Source organism: Leucobacter salsicius M1-8 (genome assembly GCF_000350525.1).
Classification (GTDB): domain Bacteria; phylum Actinomycetota; class Actinomycetes; order Actinomycetales; family Microbacteriaceae; genus Leucobacter; species Leucobacter salsicius.
Window position 1 is genome coordinate 14,824 of the sequence record NZ_AOCN01000011.1, and the last position, 20,883, is coordinate 35,706.

15 protein-coding genes are annotated in these 20,883 nt (G+C 64.9%); 6 read left to right on the top strand and 9 right to left on the bottom strand.

Translation table 11 applies throughout. From position 1 onward, the window contains the following. Positions 1 to 318 precede the first annotated feature (318 nt). Positions 319 to 1,629, top strand: coding sequence for a D-alanyl-D-alanine carboxypeptidase family protein (locus tag C795_RS0103810; protein ID WP_017792435.1), 1,311 nt, complete (start codon positions 319 to 321; stop codon positions 1,627 to 1,629). Between the two features lie 207 nt (positions 1,630 to 1,836). Here the strand turns inward: C795_RS0103810 and C795_RS0103815 are convergent, their stop codons facing one another. From C795_RS0103815 to C795_RS0103845, 6 genes are all read right to left on the bottom strand, one after another. Next, positions 1,837 to 2,469 carry a mycothiol-dependent nitroreductase Rv2466c family protein gene (locus C795_RS0103815; RefSeq protein ID WP_017792436.1) on the bottom strand — a complete coding sequence of 211 codons (633 nt, stop codon included), beginning with the start codon at positions 2,467 to 2,469 and terminating at the stop codon, positions 1,837 to 1,839. A gap of 44 nt (positions 2,470 to 2,513) precedes the next feature. Beyond that, positions 2,514 to 4,010: a mycothione reductase gene (mtr, locus tag C795_RS0103820; RefSeq protein WP_083879124.1), complete on the bottom strand. Its 1,497-nt coding sequence runs from the start codon at positions 4,008 to 4,010 to the stop codon at positions 2,514 to 2,516. Between the two features lie 237 nt (positions 4,011 to 4,247). Next, positions 4,248 to 5,507 (bottom strand): M20 family metallo-hydrolase, encoded by a 1,260-nt coding sequence (locus C795_RS0103830; protein WP_017792438.1) that lies wholly within the window; start codon positions 5,505 to 5,507, stop codon positions 4,248 to 4,250. 113 nt (positions 5,508 to 5,620) lie between these two features. Further along, complete coding sequence (locus C795_RS0103835) at positions 5,621 to 7,297, bottom strand: amidohydrolase (RefSeq protein ID WP_017792439.1); 1,677 nt, start codon at positions 7,295 to 7,297, stop codon at positions 5,621 to 5,623. 3 nt (positions 7,298 to 7,300) lie between these two features. Then, positions 7,301 to 8,977 (bottom strand): thiamine pyrophosphate-dependent enzyme, encoded by a 1,677-nt coding sequence (locus C795_RS0103840; RefSeq protein ID WP_017792440.1) that lies wholly within the window; start codon positions 8,975 to 8,977, stop codon positions 7,301 to 7,303. A gap of 83 nt (positions 8,978 to 9,060) precedes the next feature. Then, positions 9,061 to 10,392, bottom strand: a complete 1,332-nt coding sequence (locus tag C795_RS0103845) for an MFS transporter (protein WP_017792441.1) — start codon at positions 10,390 to 10,392, stop codon at positions 9,061 to 9,063. 165 nt (positions 10,393 to 10,557) lie between these two features. Between C795_RS0103845 and C795_RS0103850 the strand changes: the two genes are divergently transcribed. The 3 genes from C795_RS0103850 to C795_RS0103860 all read left to right on the top strand — a co-directional run bounded on the left by C795_RS0103850 (position 10,558) and on the right by C795_RS0103860 (position 13,991). Next, the gene (locus tag C795_RS0103850) at positions 10,558 to 11,730 is read left to right on the top strand and encodes a helix-turn-helix domain-containing protein (RefSeq protein ID WP_051053751.1); all 1,173 of its coding nucleotides are present in this window, start codon (positions 10,558 to 10,560) and stop codon (positions 11,728 to 11,730) included. Between the two features lie 135 nt (positions 11,731 to 11,865). Continuing rightward, on the top strand, positions 11,866 to 13,548 hold the full coding sequence (locus C795_RS0103855) for an amidase (RefSeq protein ID WP_017792443.1): 1,683 nt from the start codon (positions 11,866 to 11,868) through the stop codon (positions 13,546 to 13,548). Positions 13,549 to 13,613: 65 nt separating this feature from the next. Then, positions 13,614 to 13,991, top strand: coding sequence for a TFIIB-type zinc ribbon-containing protein (locus C795_RS0103860; RefSeq protein ID WP_026139432.1), 378 nt, complete (start codon positions 13,614 to 13,616; stop codon positions 13,989 to 13,991). A gap of 96 nt (positions 13,992 to 14,087) precedes the next feature. Here C795_RS0103860 and C795_RS0103865 read toward each other — a convergent pair whose 3' ends face one another. Then, complete coding sequence (locus C795_RS0103865) at positions 14,088 to 15,449, bottom strand: M20/M25/M40 family metallo-hydrolase (protein WP_017792445.1); 1,362 nt, start codon at positions 15,447 to 15,449, stop codon at positions 14,088 to 14,090. 94 nt (positions 15,450 to 15,543) lie between these two features. Further along, positions 15,544 to 16,221 carry a TetR/AcrR family transcriptional regulator gene (locus C795_RS0103870; RefSeq protein ID WP_017792446.1) on the bottom strand — a complete coding sequence of 226 codons (678 nt, stop codon included), beginning with the start codon at positions 16,219 to 16,221 and terminating at the stop codon, positions 15,544 to 15,546. 196 nt (positions 16,222 to 16,417) lie between these two features. On the opposite strand from C795_RS0103870, the gene C795_RS0103875 reads away from it, so the two are divergent. Continuing rightward, positions 16,418 to 17,191 (top strand): Pr6Pr family membrane protein, encoded by a 774-nt coding sequence (locus C795_RS0103875; RefSeq protein ID WP_017792447.1) that lies wholly within the window; start codon positions 16,418 to 16,420, stop codon positions 17,189 to 17,191. Between the two features lie 82 nt (positions 17,192 to 17,273). Here the strand turns inward: C795_RS0103875 and C795_RS0103880 are convergent, their stop codons facing one another. After that, positions 17,274 to 20,309: an aminotransferase class III-fold pyridoxal phosphate-dependent enzyme gene (locus C795_RS0103880; protein ID WP_017792448.1), complete on the bottom strand. Its 3,036-nt coding sequence runs from the start codon at positions 20,307 to 20,309 to the stop codon at positions 17,274 to 17,276. Positions 20,310 to 20,388: 79 nt separating this feature from the next. Between C795_RS0103880 and C795_RS0103885 the strand changes: the two genes are divergently transcribed. Further along, positions 20,389 to 20,865, top strand: coding sequence for an Lrp/AsnC family transcriptional regulator (locus C795_RS0103885; RefSeq protein ID WP_017792449.1), 477 nt, complete (start codon positions 20,389 to 20,391; stop codon positions 20,863 to 20,865). The last annotated feature ends 18 nt before the right edge of the window (positions 20,866 to 20,883 follow it).

Below are 20,883 nucleotides of genomic sequence, written 5' to 3' on the forward strand. Positions count from 1 at the left end.
TCTCGTCGTATCAGGCCAGCGTGTGTGCAGGAGCCAAATTGCGCCGAAGCCTCGGGTAACGTGACTCCCAGCACCTGGCACATCCGGTCAACTCGTTAAAGAGACAGCGCGATGTGCCTATTCCGCTAAGCATCACAACTCCCCCAACTTTGCGGCGAGCGTTTGCCCAGAACATTTACGATTTGCAAAACTGGTTCAGCGAGACCAGCACCGCGTACAGTGCGCTGGTAGCCCCTCCACAGCAACCGTGCAGCTGCAGCTGCTGGTGGAGCGCTGGTTCAGCGGCTGAACTACAGACCCATCGCTTAGGGTGAGTGGGTGACAGAAGCCGACGAACCCCACCCCGACTCAAGCCCCGAAAATGCACGCCGCGCGATGTCGCGCCGCCGCGCACGCAAAGTTACCGCGACCATCGCGGTGCTCATCGTTGCAGCAGTGGGCGGCTACACCGCAGCCGCGGCGACGGCCGCGCTCCCTGATGCAGAGCTGGTGCTTGCGGCCGAGCAAAAGCCGATCGTAGCCGATGCCGCCCCCGCGCAGGCCGCGGTCGATGCGCAGGCGCTGCCGACCGCGATCGGTTGGGCCGAGTCAGAGGACGTCTGGTCAAACGACGAGGCCGCCTACTCGCTCGCGAGCATCTCGAAACTCGTCACGGTGCTGGTGGCGCAGGAAGCGCGCCCGCTCGCGCCCGGCACAGACGGCGAAACGATCGTATGGTCAGACGCAGATGCCGCGCTGCAAGCCGGCTACATCGCCCGCGACGGGGTCGCCTACCCCATTCCCGTCGGCACCGAGGTGACAGAGCGGCAGATGCTCACCCTCATTTTCTTGCCCTCGGCAAACGATTTCGCGGCCGCCTACGCCCGCTCCGTGTTCGGTACCGACGAGGCCTTCCTTGCAGCTGTTGACGAGTGGAAGAAAGCGCAGGGGCTCGACTCGCTCAAGTTCGTCGAGCCGACCGGCATGGACGAGGGCAACCGGGCAAACGCGGCCGATCTCGTGCATATCGCCCGCCTCACGCTCAATAACCCCACGATCACCGAGTTCACCAACCTGCAATCGGCCGACATGCCCTGGGGTATCGGCACGATCGAGAACACGAACCCGCTTCTCGGCGAGCTGCCCGACATGGTGGGGCTCAAGACCGGCCGCTCGAGCTCTGCCGGGTTCAACCTGATCGCCGCGCAACGCGTCGACGCGCACGGCCGCGAGGTCACCAAAATTTCTGTCACACTCGGCCGCGGGTCGGTCGAAGAGCGCGCCCAATCGGGCCGCGACATGCTCGCCGCGATGGAGCCCCTCCCCCAGCTCGTACCCCTGCTTGACGCGGGCACTGAGATCGGCGAGGCCGTCTCGGTGACGGGGCAGCGTGAGCCGCTCGAAACGACGGCAGCGGCGAGCGCGGTGCTGTTACCCGGCGAAGCCGCTTCGTTCGAGGCTGTGTTGGGCGAGGCCGCGACCACTCACCCAGATCAGGCTGAAACCGCAACCATTGATCCGGATCAGGCCGGCAGCGTCGAGATCATGTCACCGACCGGCTCAGAACTCGTGCCAGTTGCACAGCGGGGCACGTTTACCGAGCCCGACCTGTGGTGGCGCGTCACGCACCCAGTCTCGCTCTGGGGTTAAGGCCTCGGCGAGACGTCGGGTTCATGCGCACTGGATCCTGCGATTCCTCCGTCGCGCAGGATGACGAGTGGGGGTGGTGCACGCAGGATGACGAGTGGGGACCAACTCCCCCGTCATCCTGCGCGAGGAACGAGTCGCACACACTCCCCCGTCTTCCTGCGCGAGGAACGAGTCGCAGGATCCACACGCTGTTTTGCTACGCCCGAGCTACACCTGCGGCATCTCGGTGCGCGAGCGCTTAATTTCGAAGAAGTACGGATACTGTGCCAGCCGCACGGCCGCGTCGAAGATCTCGCCGGCTTCTTCGCCCTTCGGTACTCGAGTGATGACCGGGCCGAAGAACGCGGTATCGCCAAACTTGATCACGGGGGTACCGACATCGTCGCCCACCGCGTCGATCGCTTCCTGGTGGTACGCACGCAGCTGCACGTCGACATCTTCGGTCGCGGCGACCGTGGCGAGCTTCGCGTCGAGCCCTGCCTCGGCGAGTGACTCAAGAATGAGGTCGTCGTAGGCGTTTGATCCGGTGCGGCCGCCCTGGCCGTTGGTGTGAAGGCGAGTACCAAGCGCGGTGTAGAAAGCATCAAGCTTCTCGGGTGCCTCAAGCTGGATCGCCGCGCTCACACGCGCCGGGCCCCAGGCGGTAGCCAAGAACGTTCGGTATTCCTCGGGCAGTTCGTCGTTGTTCTCGTTGAGCACGGCAAGTGACATGGGCTTGAACTCGATCTCGATGTCGCGAACCTGCTCCACTTCCTTGATCCAGCGAGATGTCTGCCACGCGAAGGGGCAGAGCGCGTCAAACCAGAACGATACTTTTTGCGTCAGTACTTTTTGCGACATTGAAACTCCTCAGGGTTGGTGTTGATTGCAGAGCAGCGTGGCTGCTACGACGAAAAGTCGAGCCCCAGCAGAGCGTTCTCGGTCACTTCGGGCAGTGCCGGGTGGATCCAGTACTGCTTCGTGGCGACCTCGCGCACGTCGAGACCAAACGCCATGACGGTGATCATTTGCTGAATAAGCGTCGAGGCCTGGGGGCCCATGTAATGTGCGCCGAGCAGCCTGCCCGTGTCTCGGTCGGCCACGAGCTTGGCGATACCGGTTATGTCTTCCATCGCCCACCCGTAGGCGACGTCACCGTAAGCCTGCACTTTGACGGTCACGTTGTGACCTGCCTCGCGGGCTTGCTCTTCAGTCATTCCCACGGTTGCGATCTGCGGGTGGGTGAACGTGGCAGAGGGCACGAAGTCATGCGGCATCTTTTGCAGCTCGTCGGGGTGCAACAGGTTGTGGCGCACCGCGCGCATCTCTGCGTTGGCGACGTGCTTGAGCATGTACGGCGACGAGATATCGCCGAGCGCCCACACGCCCGCAGCCGAGGTGGATCGGCCGAATTCGTCGACGCTAATGCGCCCATCAGTTTCGGCCACACCCCCCGCGTGCAGGTCAAGCTGGTCGCCATTGGGTACCCGGCCGGTGGCGACGAGCAGGATCTCACCGGTCGCCGTCGAGCCGTCATCGAGCCGCACGCTGACGCCGCCCTCGACATGCTCGGCGCTCGTAACCGTGCGCCCGGCGCGCAGATCGAACCGGTCGGCAGCAAGCTCGTTAAATCGCTGCCCCAAATCTGCGTCGAGGCTGCGTAGCAGCGGTGAACGGGTCACGATGGTGACGTCGGTGCCCAACGCATCAAAGACGTGAGCGAACTCCACCGCGATAAACCCGCCGCCCACGATCACGGTCGACTTTGGTTGGGTGGGCAGGCGCATAATGTCTTCGTTGGTGTGAAACGGCACCCCCGAGGCTTTAATCACATCGGGAATCAGCGGCCGCGATCCGGCCGCGATCACGATCTGATCACCCGAAATAGTGCGCTCTTTGCTGCCCTGACCGGTGCGCAGCGTGCGCTCCCCCACGAACACCGCGTGCTGATCGTAGACATCAATGTTGGGGGTTTCGCTGCCGCGTCGGTAGGCTTCGCCGCCCGCAGAGATGGGATCGATGCGCTGGTCGAACACACGGCTGACGATGCCAGGCCAGTCCACTGAGGTAACTTCGGCCTCGATGCCGAGCCGGGTCGCTGCGGCGGTCTCGAGGGCCACGTCTGCCGCGTACACATACATCTTGGTCGGAATGCAGCCGACGTTGAGGCAGGTTCCGCCGAACGCCCCCCGCTCAACGATCGCGATCGAGCGGTCGTCGAACTCGGGGCCGGGAATGGAGTTCCCCGATCCACTGCCGATAATGATCAAGTCATAGTGTGCGTCGACGGGAATATCTGCCGTCGCGGCTGGATGCGTCGCGGGGACGGCACACCCATCGGGGCCGCACACCTCGGCGCTGTCGCCGCCCAGGTTCACCAGTGGAATCAACGGTTGAGTCATGCATGTACCGCGCTTTCAGAGCAGGTCTTGGTCCAAAGAGTCATCGATGGTGTCAACCGACAAGTCGCTCGCCGTATTCCGCACTCTGATCGCACAGTTTGAGGTGTCCCTCGTCGTCGCATTGTAAACATGCGCGTCCTCTTCCATCTTTGGCTCGTTGAGAAGCGGAAAAGGACACGCATATTTACCAGGCCAGCATCGTTCCTGGGATTGAAACGGACTGGAACAGCCTCCCGGTTAGCTGGCCAGAGCGCCCTCAGCGAGTCGCTGCACAACCCCAGTGAGGTGGTGCAGGCCCGCGATCAGGTCTTCGTCGCGGGTGAACTCATTGAGATTATGGGAGATCCCGTCGACGCTCGGCACGAAGAGCATGACCGTTGGGGCGACGTCCTTCATGTTGGTGGAGTCGTGACCGGCAACCGTCATGACCCGATCGTGGGTAAGGTTCAGCTCTTCGGCCACAACTCTGGCGAGCTCGACCCCAACCTCGGGATACGGGTTCTGGGCCCAGCTGTGCTCAGCTACGATTTCGATCTCGACTCGGTCTTCGCGCTGCACTTTCTCCACCGTCCGCATGACTGAATCGTAGGCGTCACGCAGCACCTCGGAGCTCGGCGAGCGCAGGTCAAACAACAACTGCACTTCGCTCGCCACGACCACTGGCGAGTTCGGGTACACGTTGATCTCTCCACAGGCGGTATGGAGCAGCCCATCGTCGAACTCGTTGACAAGGTCGCGCGCGGCGACGACGAGTCGAGCGGCCCCCAACAGCGCATCACGGCGGTCGGCCATCAGTGTCGAGCCGCTATGCGCTTGCTCACCCGTGATCTTGAACTCAAATTTGTGGGCCGCCCAAGTGGCGTTGACCAGCCCAATTGTGATTCCATCATCTTCCATGCTGCGCCCCTGCTGAACGTGAATCTCGGCGTACGATGCCACGTCGAGCCCAGAGAAGTTTCCACGCTCGGTGATGTCGTCAAGCGCAGCGCGCACACTGATCCCGTGAGGGTCGGTCGTCGCGAGGGCTGTCTCGAGGTCGAGCTTCCCGGTGAACACCGAACTCCCCATCATCGAGGGCTTAAACCGCGACCCCTCTTCGTTAAACCAGTTGACGACCGCCAGGTTAAACCGCGCACGCTCGGGGTGTGCCCGCAGTTCTGCGGCCACACGGATGCACGCGTGGGCCGACGCCATCACACCGTATGCTCCGTCGAACCGGCCCGCAGTCGGCTGCGAATCCATGTGTGACCCCGTGAGCACATAGGGTGCGCCCGGCATCAATTCGAGCAGACCGAACTGATTGCCAATCGCATCACGGTGCACACTGAAGCCATTCGTCTCGAGCAGTTCGGCGAACCACTTGCGTTGTTCACCGTCTGCCTGGCTGGCTGCCTGCCGCTCCACGCCAATGCTGCCCTCGACTGCCCCAAACTTGGTGTGGTCCTCCCAGTCGGCTAGGAAACGCACGTCTCGGTCGCTGGTCGTCGGCTCCGTCATGGTGCGTCCTTTCGCAGATGTTTCAGTGTGCCGCGGCTGACCGCCCGGCGATTCATTGGTGTCGTCACAAATTTGCGGGGAAAGTTGCGCTTTTCAGATGTTCTACAGCAGAACTAGTCGCGCGTATTCTGCGCGCGGGCATCGTAGCTGAACCGCCCTCCCACGACGGTTGCCACGATATCGAGGGCCCCGATATTGTCGGCGTCGAGGGGTGAACCAGAGAACACGGTAAAGTCGGCGAATTTGCCACGCTCGAGCGTGCCCTTGTCGTCGATCTGACCGGTGCCGATAGCCGCCCACTCCGTGTGTGTGCGCAGCGCCTCCTCGCGGGTGATCCCTTCGTTCGCCCCCAGTAGCGTGCCGGCCTCCGTCACCCGGTCGACGGCGGACTGCATGCCTCGGCGCAGGTTGTTGTCGGCGACCGGCAGGTCAGAGGAGCCAGCCAGCACTATGCCCGCGTCGATGATGGAGCGGCCGCGATACAACCAGTCAGCACGCTCGGGCCCCACCTGGTCGGCCATCTGCTGACCAAACGCGTTAATGAACCCTGCCTGCGGCGTCACGGCGATGCCAAGGGCGCCGGCCCTTACAAGCTGGTCTGGGCGAGCGATGCCAAAGTGTTCGATGCGGCACGGCAGGTCATACCGCCCATAGCTGGTTTGCGCCTCGTCGATCAGGTCGAGCGCGAGGTCGATCGCTGCGTCTCCGATCGCGTGGAGCGCGAGCGGCCACCCCGCCCGGTACGCCCCGAGTACCCGCTCGCGGTAAATTTCGGGATCATCTAGCAGGTAGCCGCGATTGCCGTGGTTGTGGTGGCCACAGAAGTCCTCCGTGACTGCCGCAGTCGCGCCCAGTAACGAACCGTCCATGAATACCTTGACGTGACCGAAGCGCACCTGCTCTGTGCCAAACCCGAATCGAATGCCCAGGTCGATCCCTGTACCCGATCCGGTGCCCTGAAAGTCGGTGGCATTGGCCGTAATCGGATGCAGCGCATCAATCGTAGGCATCAGCTGCGCGCGCGCGTGCAGCCGGCCTCTCTCCGCAGCGGACTGGTACGCGGCGACCTCAATGGGGCTGTGTCCAATCCAACCACCAGCGACACCGGCCTCGGTAAAGCTAGTGATCCCCTGCTCTGCGTAGCGCGAGGTGGCTGCGTCGAGCGCCGCAACCAGGTGCTCGGTCGCATACGGCAGCAATAGCCTCTGCACGAGCCCCTGCGCTGACTCCTCGATGAGTCCCGTCGGGTAACCGCCAGCATCGCGCACGACGACGCCGCCCGTCGGGTTTGCGAAACCCTCGTCGAACGCTCCCACGAGACGCAGTGTGGCCGAGTTGGTGATGGCGGCGTGCCCCGAGGTATGGCGCAGGTAGAGCGGGCGTGAGCCCGTCAACTCGTCGAGGCGGTCAATGCTGGGAAACAGCCCGCCGTGATGCGCCTGGTTGAAGCCGGTCCCGTGCACCCAAGCGTCCGAGTCACCGAGAGCGTCCAACCGAGCCACTTCCTCGGCGATCGCGGCATAGAGCGCATCGAGCCCACGCACAACACTCAGGTCAACCGCGGTGAGCCCGAGGCCCCACCACGAGGTATGACAGTGCGCATCAATGAGGCCAGGTGTCACAGTCGCGCTGCCGAAGTCTTCGCTCCGGATCGCGGAAAGCCCGTCGAGCTCTTCGTCGAAGCCGACGATGCGGCCGTTCATCACGCCGACGCGCGTGGCCGCGGGCCGTGCAGGGTCGAGCGTGAGGATCTCACGCGAGGAAATAATGAGGTCCAGTTGCAGAGTCATGAGTTAACCCTCGTTCGAAGCGGGAGGCATCACCGACGAATCGATGACGACGTGGATGAGGGCCGGTCCATCGGCCTGCAGCGCACGCTCGAGGGCAGGCGCAAAGTCTTCCGTGTTCACCACGTGTTCGCCGTGCCCTCCAAAGGAGCGCATCCAATCGGCAAAGTTAGGGTTCACCATCTTGGTGCCCGAGGGGCGACCCGGGTAGTGGCGTTCCTGGTGCTGCACGATCGTGCCGTAGATGCCGTTGTCGACCACAATCACGAGGGGGGCCGCGCCATGCGCGAACGCTGTCGCAAGCTCCTGGCCATTCATCAGGAAGTCACCATCACCACACACTGCGACGGCCTTGCGCTCGGGCGAGATCAGAGCCGCTGCGACGGCAGCAGGCACCGCCAGCCCCATCGCGCCGTTACGGGCCCCTACCAAGCTGGCAGGGGCGTGATGGCGCACAAATCGGTGCGCCCAGATCGTGGCGTTGCCCGCGCCGAAGGTGAGAATCGCTTCGCCTGCCAGCTGGTCATCAAGCACACCAAACGCGATCCCGAGATCGACACCCGGGTTCTCGACGCCAGCAGGAACCCCCGAGGCACCAGCCACTCCGGGCACGGAGGAGTCTGGGCGGTGCGCTGCAAATCGTTGCTGCGCCTCGACCCGTCCGAGCATCCAGGTGTCCTCTCGGCTGCCGCGAGCCGCCGCCGGGCCATACTCGACAAGGGCCTCCGTCAGCGTGGCAGAGGTGGCAAGCAGGTGCTGGTCGATACGACCTGAGTGCGTTGCGGCGTTTGGATCCTGGATCACCAGCACCGTTTCAGCGTCGAACCCCTTTGTATAGCCGTCGCTCAGCACATCGGCACGCGTGCAACCAACGAATACCAGCAGATCTGCCTCGCCGTACCCCGCAGCTACGGCGTCGGCACGCCCGTACCCCAGCCATCCCGCGTAGCTTGCGGTGTCGTGAGGCACCGCATCGTAGGCACGCCAATCGCAGAACACGGGTACGCCCGCTTCCGCAGCGAAGTTCGCGAGCGTTCGGCCGTGCCCCTGCTCCCAACCGTCGCCGCCAAGCACAAACGCGGGGCGCTCTGCACTGGCGAGACGCGCACAGAGCTCAGCAACATCGACAGCGGCGGGCACGGGTCGCGGCGGCGCCACGGGTGTAGGCGTGGGCGCGGCGGTCTGCCGCATGAGCAAGTCCTCAGGAAGGCCCACAACGACGGGGCCGGGGCGGCCGCTGGCCGCGATCCGGAACGCCTCATCAGTGAGTTCCCCGGCACGATCCGGATCATCGATTGTCATGACCCGCTTGGCCGTCGAGCCGAACCATCCCGTGAGACTGAATTCCTGGAATGCATCGCGTTCGCGGTCATTGACAGGAACCAGGCCCACGAACAGCACGAGCGCCGTCGCGTCTTGCCACGCCGTGTGGATGGCGACCATCGCGTTAGCGGCACCCGGCCCGCGGGTCACCATTGCGACGCCGGGGCGCCCCGTGAGGCGCCCCTCGGCGAGCGCCATGTACCCAGCCCCGCCCTCGTGACGGCAGACAACCGTCTCAATCCCTGAGTCGTGAAGACCATCGAGCACGTCGAGGTAACTCTCTCCGGGAACGGCATACACTCGCTCCACACCGCGCGCTTCCAATGCGCGCACGATCAGATGGCCTGCTGACTGAGACATGAGCTCCTCGTTCTATTGACGGGTAACGGATAAAACTTGGGATCCGGCCGGCAGCGTGCCGGCCGGCCGGATCAGGTGGGCGCCTAGTGCTTGAAGCCGGGCAGCTTCACGCTGAGGCGGGGTGCAATCGAACCCGCGACTGCGGTGAACAATGACAGGAAGACGAGCATTGCGGCGGCGGGCCACCAGTGCCCGGCTGCCGCGGCAACGAAGCCAGTGGCAAGCAACGGAATAAAGCCTGACAACATTCCAGCGACGTTCTGCGCCATGCCCACACCGGTGTAACGCGTCTTCGCGGGGAACAGGCCGGTGAGCACCGTGCCCGAGGCCGCGTAGGGCAGCGACAGAGTTGCCACCGCGAGCGTCATCGCGATCACCACGAGCACCGGGTTGCCCGATGACAGCAGCATGAAGGCGGGTACGGCGACGAGCGCCGAAACGATACCGCCCCACAGGATCACGCGGCTGGCGCCGTACTTGGATCCCAGGCGCCCGCCCCAGATCAACACTGGAATCTCCACGGCAGCAGCGATCATGCTGCCCAGCAGCATTAGCGACGAACTGTATCCGAGCTCGTTGACGCCATACCAAACGCAGAAGGCGGTAACGAGGTAGAAACCACCTACGCCGAGCAGAGCCGCCGCCATGCCAACGATGACCTGCTTCCAGCTTTCACGGAAGGTCGTGAGCACTGGGCTCTTGACAAGTTCGCCCGATTCTTCGAGCTGACGGAACACGGGTGACTCTTCCAGCTTGCTCCGAATGTAGACGGCGACGAGCAGCAGCGGGAAGGCGAGCAAGAACGGGACACGCCAGCCCCACGCGTCAAAGCTCTGCTGGGAGAACAGCAGCGTCATCACGAAGAAGCCACCTGACGAAAGGATCGTGCCGATAGGTGAACCGATCTGTGGAATCGCCGCGTAACGAGCGCGCAGATGCAGCGGGGCATTCTCGACCACGATCGTCATGGCGCCCGACCACTCGCCGCCGACGAAGAGCCCCTGCGCCACACGCAGTAGCACGAGCAAGATGGGGGCGGCGATACCAATCGCGGCAAACGTCGGCAGCAAGCCGATGAGCCCGGTAATAATACCGATACCGACGATCGTGATCATCAGCACCTTACGGCGACCAATCCGGTCGCCCATTCGGCCAAAGATTATGCCACCGATAGGGCGAGCTGCAAGGCCCACACCAAACGTCGCGAAAGAGGCGAGCGCCGCAGCATTGGCGTCTGCGCTCGTGAAGTACTGCACGTTAAACACGAGCGCGGCAGCCGCACTAAAGAGGAAGAAGTCGTACCACTCAAGGGCTGTGCCGATCAGGGCACCCAAGGCAACCTTGTTCGCGTCCTTGATACTTAGTTCGTGTGTGGCGGCGTACTCAATCGACGTCGTATTGGATAGTTGACTCATGAACTCTCTCCATCGAGGGGTGGGTAGTGAGGTGCGCTGCGGCCAGCATCATCCATGATGCGCAACAGCATACCTACGAGCTTCTCAGGGAATGCGCCCCGTTTCATGGGGCAAAGTTGACCAGAATTCCACCCACCGTTGTGCACATGCACTTATGCTGGGCGCATGAGCAGAATTGCGACGGGCGCCCTCCAAGGCGTGCCCTTGCCCGGTGACGCGAAACGCTGGCACGAACTCCTCGACCAGCTCGATGCCACCGAGCTCACCGAAACCTTCGTGTCTCGGCTGGGGACTGTTCCCGGCTACGACCCTCTCCCCTTTCCCCGGTCCGAAGTGCGGCGCACCGGCCGACTCTCATTCGTAGCGCTCGTGCACGGGCTGCGAGACGGCGGGCTCACAGAGCCACTCTCGGTCGCCAACGACGTCGGAGTATCTCGCGCCCGCGCGGGGATTCCGCTCACTGCCCTCATGACCGCCATTCGTCTTGATTTCTCCGTGCTGTGGGAAGCGCTCACACGCGTCGCACATACGAGCGATGCAGAACTGGTGATTCGGCACACGGGAATCGTGCTACAGGCGGTCGATGATTACGCGGGCCAGACTCAGCAGGCCTACGCCGCCGAACGCCAACGCATGCTCGACGAGGCCAGCTCTGTGCGACAGGGCCTGATCGCCTCGTTATTCCAGGGCCCCCCGCCTCCCCCGGAGCGCATCGCCTCCATGGAACTTGAATTGGGCCTCACCCCGGGGGCTCCCCTCGTCACGGTTGCGGCCGTGGGCGATGACATCCCTGCACTCCGCGTATTCGTGTCTGATGCCTCCCGCGCAGGTGCACAGGTGTTCACCCATCACCTCGGTGACGCCCTCATTGCGTTTACTCGCCGCTTAACACTGCCTGGGACACGACTCGAAGTGCTACGTCGCACGCTGTTTGAGATGCGCGTGGGCGTGGCCTTCGCCGACCTCGGACTGCATGAGCTGCGCCAGGTCGGCGCCGATGCCCGCGAGCTGGCGCTCCTGTTGGCACCACACGAATCTGGAGCAATGACCTGGGATCGCGGATGGGCCCGGCTCGCGGCAAATCATCTTGCGGCTTCGGGGCATGGCATCCTCTCGGATGTACACCGAGCACTTGCCGAGTGCGGGGCAGCCGAGCGGGCCAGACTCGAGGAATCTGCCCGCAGCTACCTGCGCACCGGCAGCATCAGGGAGTCTGCTGCTGAATTGTTCTGCCACCGCAATACCCTCACCAACAGAATTCGCCGATTTGCTGAGCTCACTGGAGTCGACCCCATGGTGCCAGAGCAGGCAGCCCGGCTCGTCGTTGGATGGGCATAAGCACAACATTTGAGCAAATAACGGAGTAGATTGCCGCTGGATTCGGGGCATCTTGCCTGGAAGACTGAGCAGCAGGTGCCTTGACGCACACTGCATGCTCTCGACAGAGCCTTTCAACAAAGATTTGGAGTCCCGGTGGAGCACGGCGAACGATTTGACCCCGTCGAAGCTGACATCGAAGAGGTCTTGGCGGCCCTTCAGGCGGGCAAGACCACTTGCTCCCAGCTGATTGACGAATACCTCGCCCGTATCGATGAGTTTGATCGAGGCACCAATGGGTTGAACTCTGTCATCGTCATGAACCCGCACGTGCGCGCCGAAGCCGCAGCAGCTGATGCAAGATGGCGCGAGGGAACTGCTCGAAATCTTGAAGGCATCCCGTTCACTGTCAAAGATTCATACATGGCGAAGGGACTTACTGTTGCGGCAGGCTCCCCCGCGTTTGCGCAGCTCATTGCACAGTGGGACGCATTCTCAGTTGCGCGTCTACGCGAGGCTGGGGCGATCCTCATCGGCAAGACCAACATGCCGCCAATGGCGGACGGCGGCATGCAGCGGGGAATCTATGGCCGGGCAGAAAGCCCGTACAACCGCGACTTTCTTGCAGCGGCCTACGCGTCAGGCTCGTCCAATGGTTCTGGCGTTTCGACAGCCGCCAACTTCGCCATGTTTGGCATGGGCGAGGAGACGGTCTCCTCAGGCCGAAGCCCAGCCTCGAACAATGCCCTCTGCGCATACACCCCGTCCTGGGGGATTCTGTCTATCCGCGGCAATTGGCCGTTGTTCCCTGCGCGCGACGTGGTCGTTCCGCACACCCGATCTATGCCAGACATGCTTCGACTCCTTGATGTGCTGGTACAGGACGACCCGATTACTCGAGGCGATTTTTGGCGCAACCAGGATGTTGTTCCGCTGCCACTGCCGAGTGCACATCGCCCCGGTTCTTACCTGGATCTGCAGGATCCCGATGCGCTGCGAGGCAAACGGTTCGCGGTGCCCGCCATGTATCTCGGTCAGGATCCGAGCTACCCCTTGCCGGTACGGCCTTCGATCCTCCATCTCTGGGGTCAAGCTCGCGCAAGGTTGGAGCACCTGGGGGCAGAGGTAATCGTCACCGAATTTCCGTTGATGACAGCGTACGAAGGCGACCATCCGGGAAAAAAGTTCCTAGGCAAGCTAGGTGACCTCCCTCAGAACTGGTCTGACATCGAGTTCAATAACTTTCTCGCCTTCGGCTGGGATGACTTCTTGCTCGCCAACGGCGACCCGCAACTGTCGCGCCTGGGGGACGTCGACTCTGCCGAGATCTACCCGACACCCGTGGGCGCGCTCCCCGACCGCTACGAGCGCGTCGGTGACCACGAGGACCGGTTCAGGGGCGTGGTCGATCATGCGCGCTCGGGAGTCGCGGACCCTCGCGAGCACCCGGAATTCGCACGAGGGCTTCGAGCGCTGGTCGACCTGCGCGAATCACTCGTAGAGTCGTGGTTACAGGACCAGGGCTTCGACGCCATCGTTTTTCCCGCCAATGCTGACGTTGGCCCCGCGCGCGCCGACACTGACACCGAAGCGGCTGACCTCGCCTGGGCCAACGGAACATTCTTTTCTCACGGCAACTATGCGTTTCGCCACCTCGGTTTGCCCTCGATTACCGTCGCGATGGGCATCATGCACGACATCAATATGCCTGTTGGCCTCACGTTTGCGGGCGCGGCCTACAGTGACCCGGCACTCTTGGCATATGCGACGGCGTTCGAGACGGGGGCAGAGGGTTCTCTACGCCAACCGCCGCGCCACGGTCTCATTGCTCAACCCTGAGTCTCAGCCGCGAACGGTGCGCGATTGTCAGCGCTTCTCAGGCGGAGCACCTCTACAGTGAAAACATGAATTGTCCCAGCGACGGAACGACCCTGCTCATGAGCGAACGCCAGGGCATCGAGATTGACTATTGCCCGCAGTGCCGCGGGGTGTGGCTCGATCGCGGCGAGCTCGACAAGATTCTCGAGCGCGCCCAGGCTGAAGCCGAGGCGCTCTCCGCGCCAGCTGCCCCGGCCGCTCCTGCGGCGCCGGCGCCCCAGACGCCGCCGACCCAGTTCCAGGCCCCTCAGAAGGCCTACCCGCAGCAGGGTTACGGGCAACAGCCTCGCTACGACGACCGCCGGGACCCGCGCTACGACGACCGCCACGACAGCTACGACCCGCGCTACGGGTCGCGCAAGAAGAAGAAGCCGTTCGACTTCCTCGGCGAACTGTTCGACTAACCGTTCTTTACAAAATGCGCGGCTTCTTCCGTCTCTGACCCACCGAGAAACGAAAGAAGTCGCGCATTTTTGCGCGCGCTCGGTGCAGGGCCCGGGTTACAACACCCGATCGGCCACGATCCGGCGCAATGCCGCGAGCGTGAGCCCGATCGACCCGAGGTCGATGCGCTCGTTGTTACCGTGCACGCCCTCGCGGTACCGCTCGTAGCTCCATTCGGGGCCGAGCAACCCAAACCCGTAGGCGGGAATGCCCAGGCCGCGCAGCACGCGATTGTCCGACCCGCCCGCGGCCATGATCGGCACCACGGGCTCCCCGCTCACTTCGGTGACGGCCCGCGAGATCGCTTCGAACAAACCGGTGTCGGCCGGCGATGCGGTCGCGGGCCAGCCGCGCAAGTGTTCAATCTCAACGGTGTCGGCCAAGTCTCCCAGCATCGCACGTAACAGCTCGTCGACCTCGTCGTCGGTGGTGCCCGGGAGTGTGCGAATATCGAGGTCGAGTTCTCCGCGCGAGGGAATCACATTGTGCGTGTGACCCGAACGCAAAATGGTGGGGGAGATCGTGATGCGCGAGATGGCGTGCGCATAGCCAGCGATGCCGCCGAGCTTTGGCAACACCGCGTCGAGCCGCACGGGGTCGAGCATGCGCTCGGCAAGATCCGGATCATCGATGCGTGCCGCCACAAATGCCGACCACAATGGTCCGAGCTGCGCAATCGGGGTCACCGAGCTGAGGCGCTGCAGTACCTCGCCCATGCGGGTCGCGGCCCCCGCCGCGCCATACGGGATCGATGCATGGCCGGGGGTGCCGTGTACAACGAGGCGGCGGCCGGCCGAGCCTTTCTCGGCGACCTCGATGGCCACGTGCCGGCCCATGCGCATGCCGCCCGACTCCGAGATCGCCTCGGTGACCCGCACCGCATCGGGGTGCTCACGCAGCAGCCAGTGAATGCCGTGCTCACTCCCGGCTTCCTCGTCGGCGACGGCGAGCAACACGAGGTCCCCGCGCGGCGGCTCGTCAGCGAGCGCCAGGTCGCGCGTCACGCACGCGAATGCCGCCGTGAGATACAGCATGTCAACGGCCCCGCGCCCCCACACCTCGCCGTCGATGAGCTCGCCACCAAACGGGTTGCGGTTCCAGCCGTCGGGGTTCACGGGAACCACGTCGAGGTGTCCCACCAGGCCAAGCGCAGGCGCGGAGGGATCGGTGCCGCGCACGCGCGCGATCAGCGAGGAACGGCCCGGCGCAGACTCGAACACGTGGGTCTCGAGCCGTCCCGAACCCACCGCCTCCGAGAGAAAGCGCTGCAGCACGTTGACGTTGCGCACCTCTTGGCCCGACTCGATGCTGCCGTCGTTCACGCAGGCCTCGCGAATCATCGCCTGCAAGAGCGCGACGGTGTCTTCTAGGCCCGAGTCGTTCGGCCCCGCGTCCGTCAGTTCTGTCACGTCCGTCACCGCGGCACCCTCCTCTTCGAGCCAGATGCGTCCACTCTATGCCTCGGAGGCGCCGAGGAACGCGCGCAAGCCCGGGTGGCTCGCTGGTTGGAGGTTAAGCGATCCGGATCGAATCCTCGGCCGCGCGTTCGGTCGCGTCGAGGATTGCGGTAACGCCCGCACGGTACACGTCCATGCCGCTGATCGCGAGCAGCGCGTCGCGATGGGCGTAGACGTGGGGGTAGTCGGCGAGGTTCGTGGCTCCGTAGCTGCCGATCCACGGGATCGACCCGTCGCGGGCGACCCCCTCGCTCGACATCGCCTCCTGGGCGAGCGCGGCACCCTGTGAGAGCGAGAAGCCCGAGATCGCGGCATAGGCCTTGATCAGTGCGGCGCCCTCGAGCCCCCCCTCGGTCAGGAGCTCGAGAATGAGGTCGTCGGCCGAGATATCACCGGGGCCGGCTGCGTCGATGATTGCGCCCTCGCTCGCGATCGACGGGTGCTCCAGGCTCAGCTCGGCAAGCCTGAAGAGAAACACTTCGAGGCGCTCACGCCAGTTGCCAGGTGCATTGCGGCCGGCGTCTGCGGCGGCACCGATCAGCCGGTCCAGGGCCGCGCGCGTGAGCTCGTCCTTGTTGCGGAAGTGGCGGTACATGGCGGTTGCATCGACTCCGAGCGCCTCGCCCAGTCGCTTGAATGTGATGCGGCTAGAGGGATCCATGCGCGCAAGTTCGAGCACGCCCTCCACAATCACCTGTTGATCCAGGCGCACCCGCTTGTTTCCCGCCGCCATGCTGCCTCCGATTCGCTGGTTCGCACACTGCGCCCCCAACGATGAGCGGCGGCGCTGCTCAGCCCAGTGTAGTCCCGTGCGACCGCCAGGCCGCACGACAGTCACGAAACCTGTCACGTGTCGTGTCACTCCTCAACAGCCGAACGCTGGCCACGGAGCGAGCGCAGGTTACCCTCCACGTTCTACACTGTGGGCTATGTCTCACACGTCGCCCACCGCCGGGCCCGCGACCTCCCCTCCCGCTGGCGCGCACGCTTCGGCGGCCAACCGCTCAATGGCGATCCCGCTGCGTCCGATCGCGCTCATCTACCGCGTGATCGCGTTGGCACTCATCGTCACCGGAATCGTGCGCATCACGGGCCTGTTCTCTGGGGAGCCCGTGTGGAATTCCCTGCTGTTCTACACTGTGCAGAGCAACGTGCTGTGTCTCGTGTGGATGGCCGTGCTCGTCTGGGCCACGGTTCGTGACCTCGCGCAGCGGGGCGGGCGCGGGTTTTCGACGCCGTCACCGCGCGTGGGCGGGGCTGTCATGATGGCGATCACCGTCACCATGCTCGTCTACCTGATCGTGCTGGTGCCCGCGTCATTCGTGCAGAACAGCAACTACGAACCGTTCTCGCTCACCGACAACCTGATCCACATCATCACGCCATGCCTCATCGTGATCGACTGGGCATTGTTCACACCCAAGGGCAGCTTTCGCCGGTTCGACCCGCTCCTGTGGGCGCTCATCCCCTGTGCGTACCTGGTGTTCGCGCTGACTTACGGTGGCCTCGGCGGGGGGTTTGTACCCGGCCAAACTTATGCATACCCGTTCCTGGATGTCGCCAGCCATGGCTGGGGCGGCGTATTCGCGCGGGTTGCTGTGCTCGCGATCACACTGATCGGCGTGGGGTACGTCTTCTTCGCTCTCGACCGGCTGCTGGCGGGCCGGCGCGGGCCGGCCCTTCCAGGCAGCACGGGCCGTTAGGCACGGGGATTGATCCGGATCGCGATCCGGATCAATCCCCGTGCATGCAGGGCGCTCACTGAGCGAGCTGCGAGAGAGCGCGTTACCGCAGTTCGGCGGGCACCCGCGCGAGCACGCGGTCGAGCGCGTCGATGAAGTCGCCTGCCTCGTCGCGCGTGAGCGTCATGGGTGGCTTTACCTTGAGCACGTTCTGGCGCTCGCTCGCAGGCTGCACAATGATGCCCTCGTGCAGCATCTGCTCACACACCCACTCGGTAGCGTCGCGCGCTGGCTCGAGCGTCTTGCGGTCGGTCACAAGCTCGACCCCCTGGTAGAGGCCCGTGCCGTGCACTGTGCCGATGAGCGGGTGTCTCGTTGCGAGTTCTGCGAGCCGCTCCTGCAAGTACTCGCCCACTTCGAGGGCGTTGCGCTGCAAGCCCTCGTCCTCGATCACGTCGAGCACGGCGGTGGCTGCGATGGCACTCGCGGGGGCCCCACCCGCGGAGGAGAAGAACATCCCCTCGCGGGCGAGTGCGTCCACGACCGCGCGGCTAGTGATGACCGCGCCCACCGGGTACGCGTTACCCGCGGCCTTCGCGACGGCGATGATGTCGGCACGCGCGCCGAGCATCTCGTGCCCGAAGAAGGCGTGCCCGAGTCGGCCGTAGCCCACCTGCACCTCGTCGGCGATCGCGAGGCCGCCGTGAGCCCGGATCGCGTCGTAGGCGCCCGCAAGGTAGCCCGCGGGCGGAATCACGCCGCCCGCGTTACCGATCACGGGCTCGCACACGAACCCGGCAGCGGGCGTGCCCGCCGCGTCGAGCTCGGCGAGCTGCGCCTCAAGATCGGCGACGTACGCGGGGCCTGAGTCCGCGCCGCGGTGCGGGCCGCGGTACGCGTTGGGGGCGTCGGAAATATGCACCCAGTCGGGGCGCGAATCAAGCGCGTGCGGGTTATCAAACGCGCTCGTGCTGACCGCGTCGGACGCCATGGTCCAGCCGTGGTAGCCCTCGCGCGCCGCAACGATTCCCTCGCGCCCGGTCGCCACGCGCGCCATGCGAATCGCGAGATCGAGCGCCTCGGATCCACTGTTGACAGGGATCACGACGTCGAGCGTCGGGTCGGCCACACGCGACAGCAGCTTTTCGGTGAAGTCGGCGTACGCGCGGTACAGGAAGCGCGAGTTTGTGTTGAGCAGGTGCAGCTGGCGCGCCACGCGATCGGCGAGCACGGGGTGCGAGTGCCCGATCGCGGCCACGTTGTTCACCATGTCGAGGTAGGCGCGACCGCGGGTCTCGACGAGCAGGCTGCGCCACCCACGCTCGATGCGCGGAGGGTCAACATAGAACCGCTCAGCAGCCCCACCCATCGCGTGGTTGCGGCGCTGCTGCTCATGCAGCCGCTCCAGCTCCGGATCCGCCGCGCGCTCCACCCCGAGGCCCAGGAGCGGGCTCGGGTCGAGCGCGCCCTCGGTCTCGTACTCGCTGTGAAAGGCTGCGAACGCCGATTCGGGCTGCGCCCACGCGACGCGACGCGTGATCCGGATCGATGCGTCGCCCACCACGGCGAGCAGCTCGCCCTGGGCCACCGGGCCCGAAGCGGAGGCGACCCGGGCCCCCGTGATGCGCAGCACAACGCCCGCGTGCTCGAGCTCGATGCTCTCGGTCGGCTCGGTCGGCTCGGCGGTTTCGGTGGTCTCTGCCGAGACCGCCGGGACAGTGCGCACCGTGCCGGCGAAGGGGGCGCGGATCTCGGTACCGGGGGCCGCCCACAGCTCCACGCAGCGGGCGCGCGGTGCGGCCTGCTCGCTGACGCGAGCGGGCACGCGGGTGAGCCGCGCCTCGCCGAAGCGGGCGGCGACGATCTGCGCGCCCTGGGCAGCGAGCGCACCGGGCGCCGCGAGGGCTTCGACAGCGAGGCGCGACTCGGTGTCGGCGTCGAGCCACGCACCGCGGTCGAGCAGCTCACTCTCGACGCCGAGGTCGATCACCGTGACAGCACCGGCCAGGAGCGGGGAGTAGTTCAACCCCGGCTCGTGGGGCAGGCCGGCGGCCAGCCGCAACTGCGCCGTCGCGTCGGCCTCGTCGATCGCACTGGCGCGGGCGAACACCTGCCACTCGTGCTCCATCCGCTCGCGGGCGTAATCGTTGTCGGGATCGATGTCGAGCTGGCTCCAACCGCTCACCGCGAGCGTCGTGCCGCGCAGCACGATGAGCGGCCAAATGGCCTGGCACTCGGCATCGGTGAGTGGCGCCCCCGCCGCTCGTACGGCGTCGGCGAAGCCGCGCACGGTCCGGGCGACCGCGGCAATACTGCCGGTGCGGCCGAGCACGTCGGCGGCCGTGACGGCGAGCTCGGCGACGCGCCAGGAGGTTCCGGCGTCGCCCAAGTCGATGACCCACAGCACGCCGTCGGCGTCGCGCATGACGTTGTCGGTGGTGAGGTCGCCGTGGATCACCTGGCTCGGGAGCTCCTGCGCGAGCGCGCGCACCGCGGCGTCGGCCGCACGGGCGGCGTCGAGGCAGACGGAACGCTGCGCCTCGGGGAGAAAGTGGACGAGCCCCTCGGTCACCGCGAGCGCGTTGCCGAGTTCCCACTGGCTGGGGGCGGAGACGGCGGCGGCCGCCTGCGCGGCGTCGACGAGCGGTGTGCCGGCGGCGGCCAGTGCGATTGCGGTGCGGCCGGCAAGCACGCCCAGCTGCTCGGCGCGAGCGCCGCTCGTCGCGGGCTCTGCCTCGAGCGCTGCACCGTCGACCCAGCCGAAGCCGCGCACGGCGACCGTCTGGCCATCGGCGGTGGTCGCCGTGAGCGGTTCGGCATCAGCGACCTGGCCGGCATCGTTCGCTTCGCGATTGCCTGACCCCGTGGGGGGCGCAAGCTGGGGCGTGGGAACGCCAGCAGACACGAGTGCGTCAATAACGAGCTGCTGCAGCGAGCGGCCTTCTGCGGGGGCGTCGGGGTGGCCAAACTTGAGCAACAGGCGGCCGTTGTCGCCTGAGATCCGGTAGTTGCGATCTTGCTGGCTCCCGAGTTCGGTCGCCTCTCCTGCGACGCCGAACTGCCGCGCAGCGATGTCTGTCGCGACCTGCGCATCGATCTGCGGACGCGCGAGGAGCCATTGGTTGTGCTGCTCAGTCATGTTTCCCTTTCGACCCGTTTATGAGTAACGGTACATGACATCTTGAAAACATGTGGTGACGTTTCGTTACTATAGGTAGATGCATAAGGACGCGAGCGACTCACCCACCGTTGAATTGGATACCGTCGACCGGGCTCTGATCGCAGCCCTGCAAGAGGACGGTCGACTGAGCTATGCCGACCTCGCCGAGCTGGTTGAGCTCACGCCTGGCGGCGTGCGCAAGCGCGTCATGCGCCTCGAGGATCAAGGCGTCGTGCAGGTGGTGGGGGTCACCGACCCGCTGCGGCTGGGATATCGCAGCATGGCGATGCTCGGGGTTGTCGTGCAGGGAGACGTCGAGCTCGTCGCCGACGCCGTGAGCGAGCTCCCCGGGGTCATCTACGTCGTCTTCACTGCGGGCCAATTCGACCTCATGGTCGAGGTCATCGCCGAGGATCAGGACGCGCTGTTTCGAGTAATCAATCGTGACGTGCGCAGTATCGACGGCGTGGCGCGCATCGAGTCCTTTCCCTACTTCTCGATTCGCACGCACCGATTTGGCTGGGGTACCCGCTAACTCACACGGCGCCGAGCC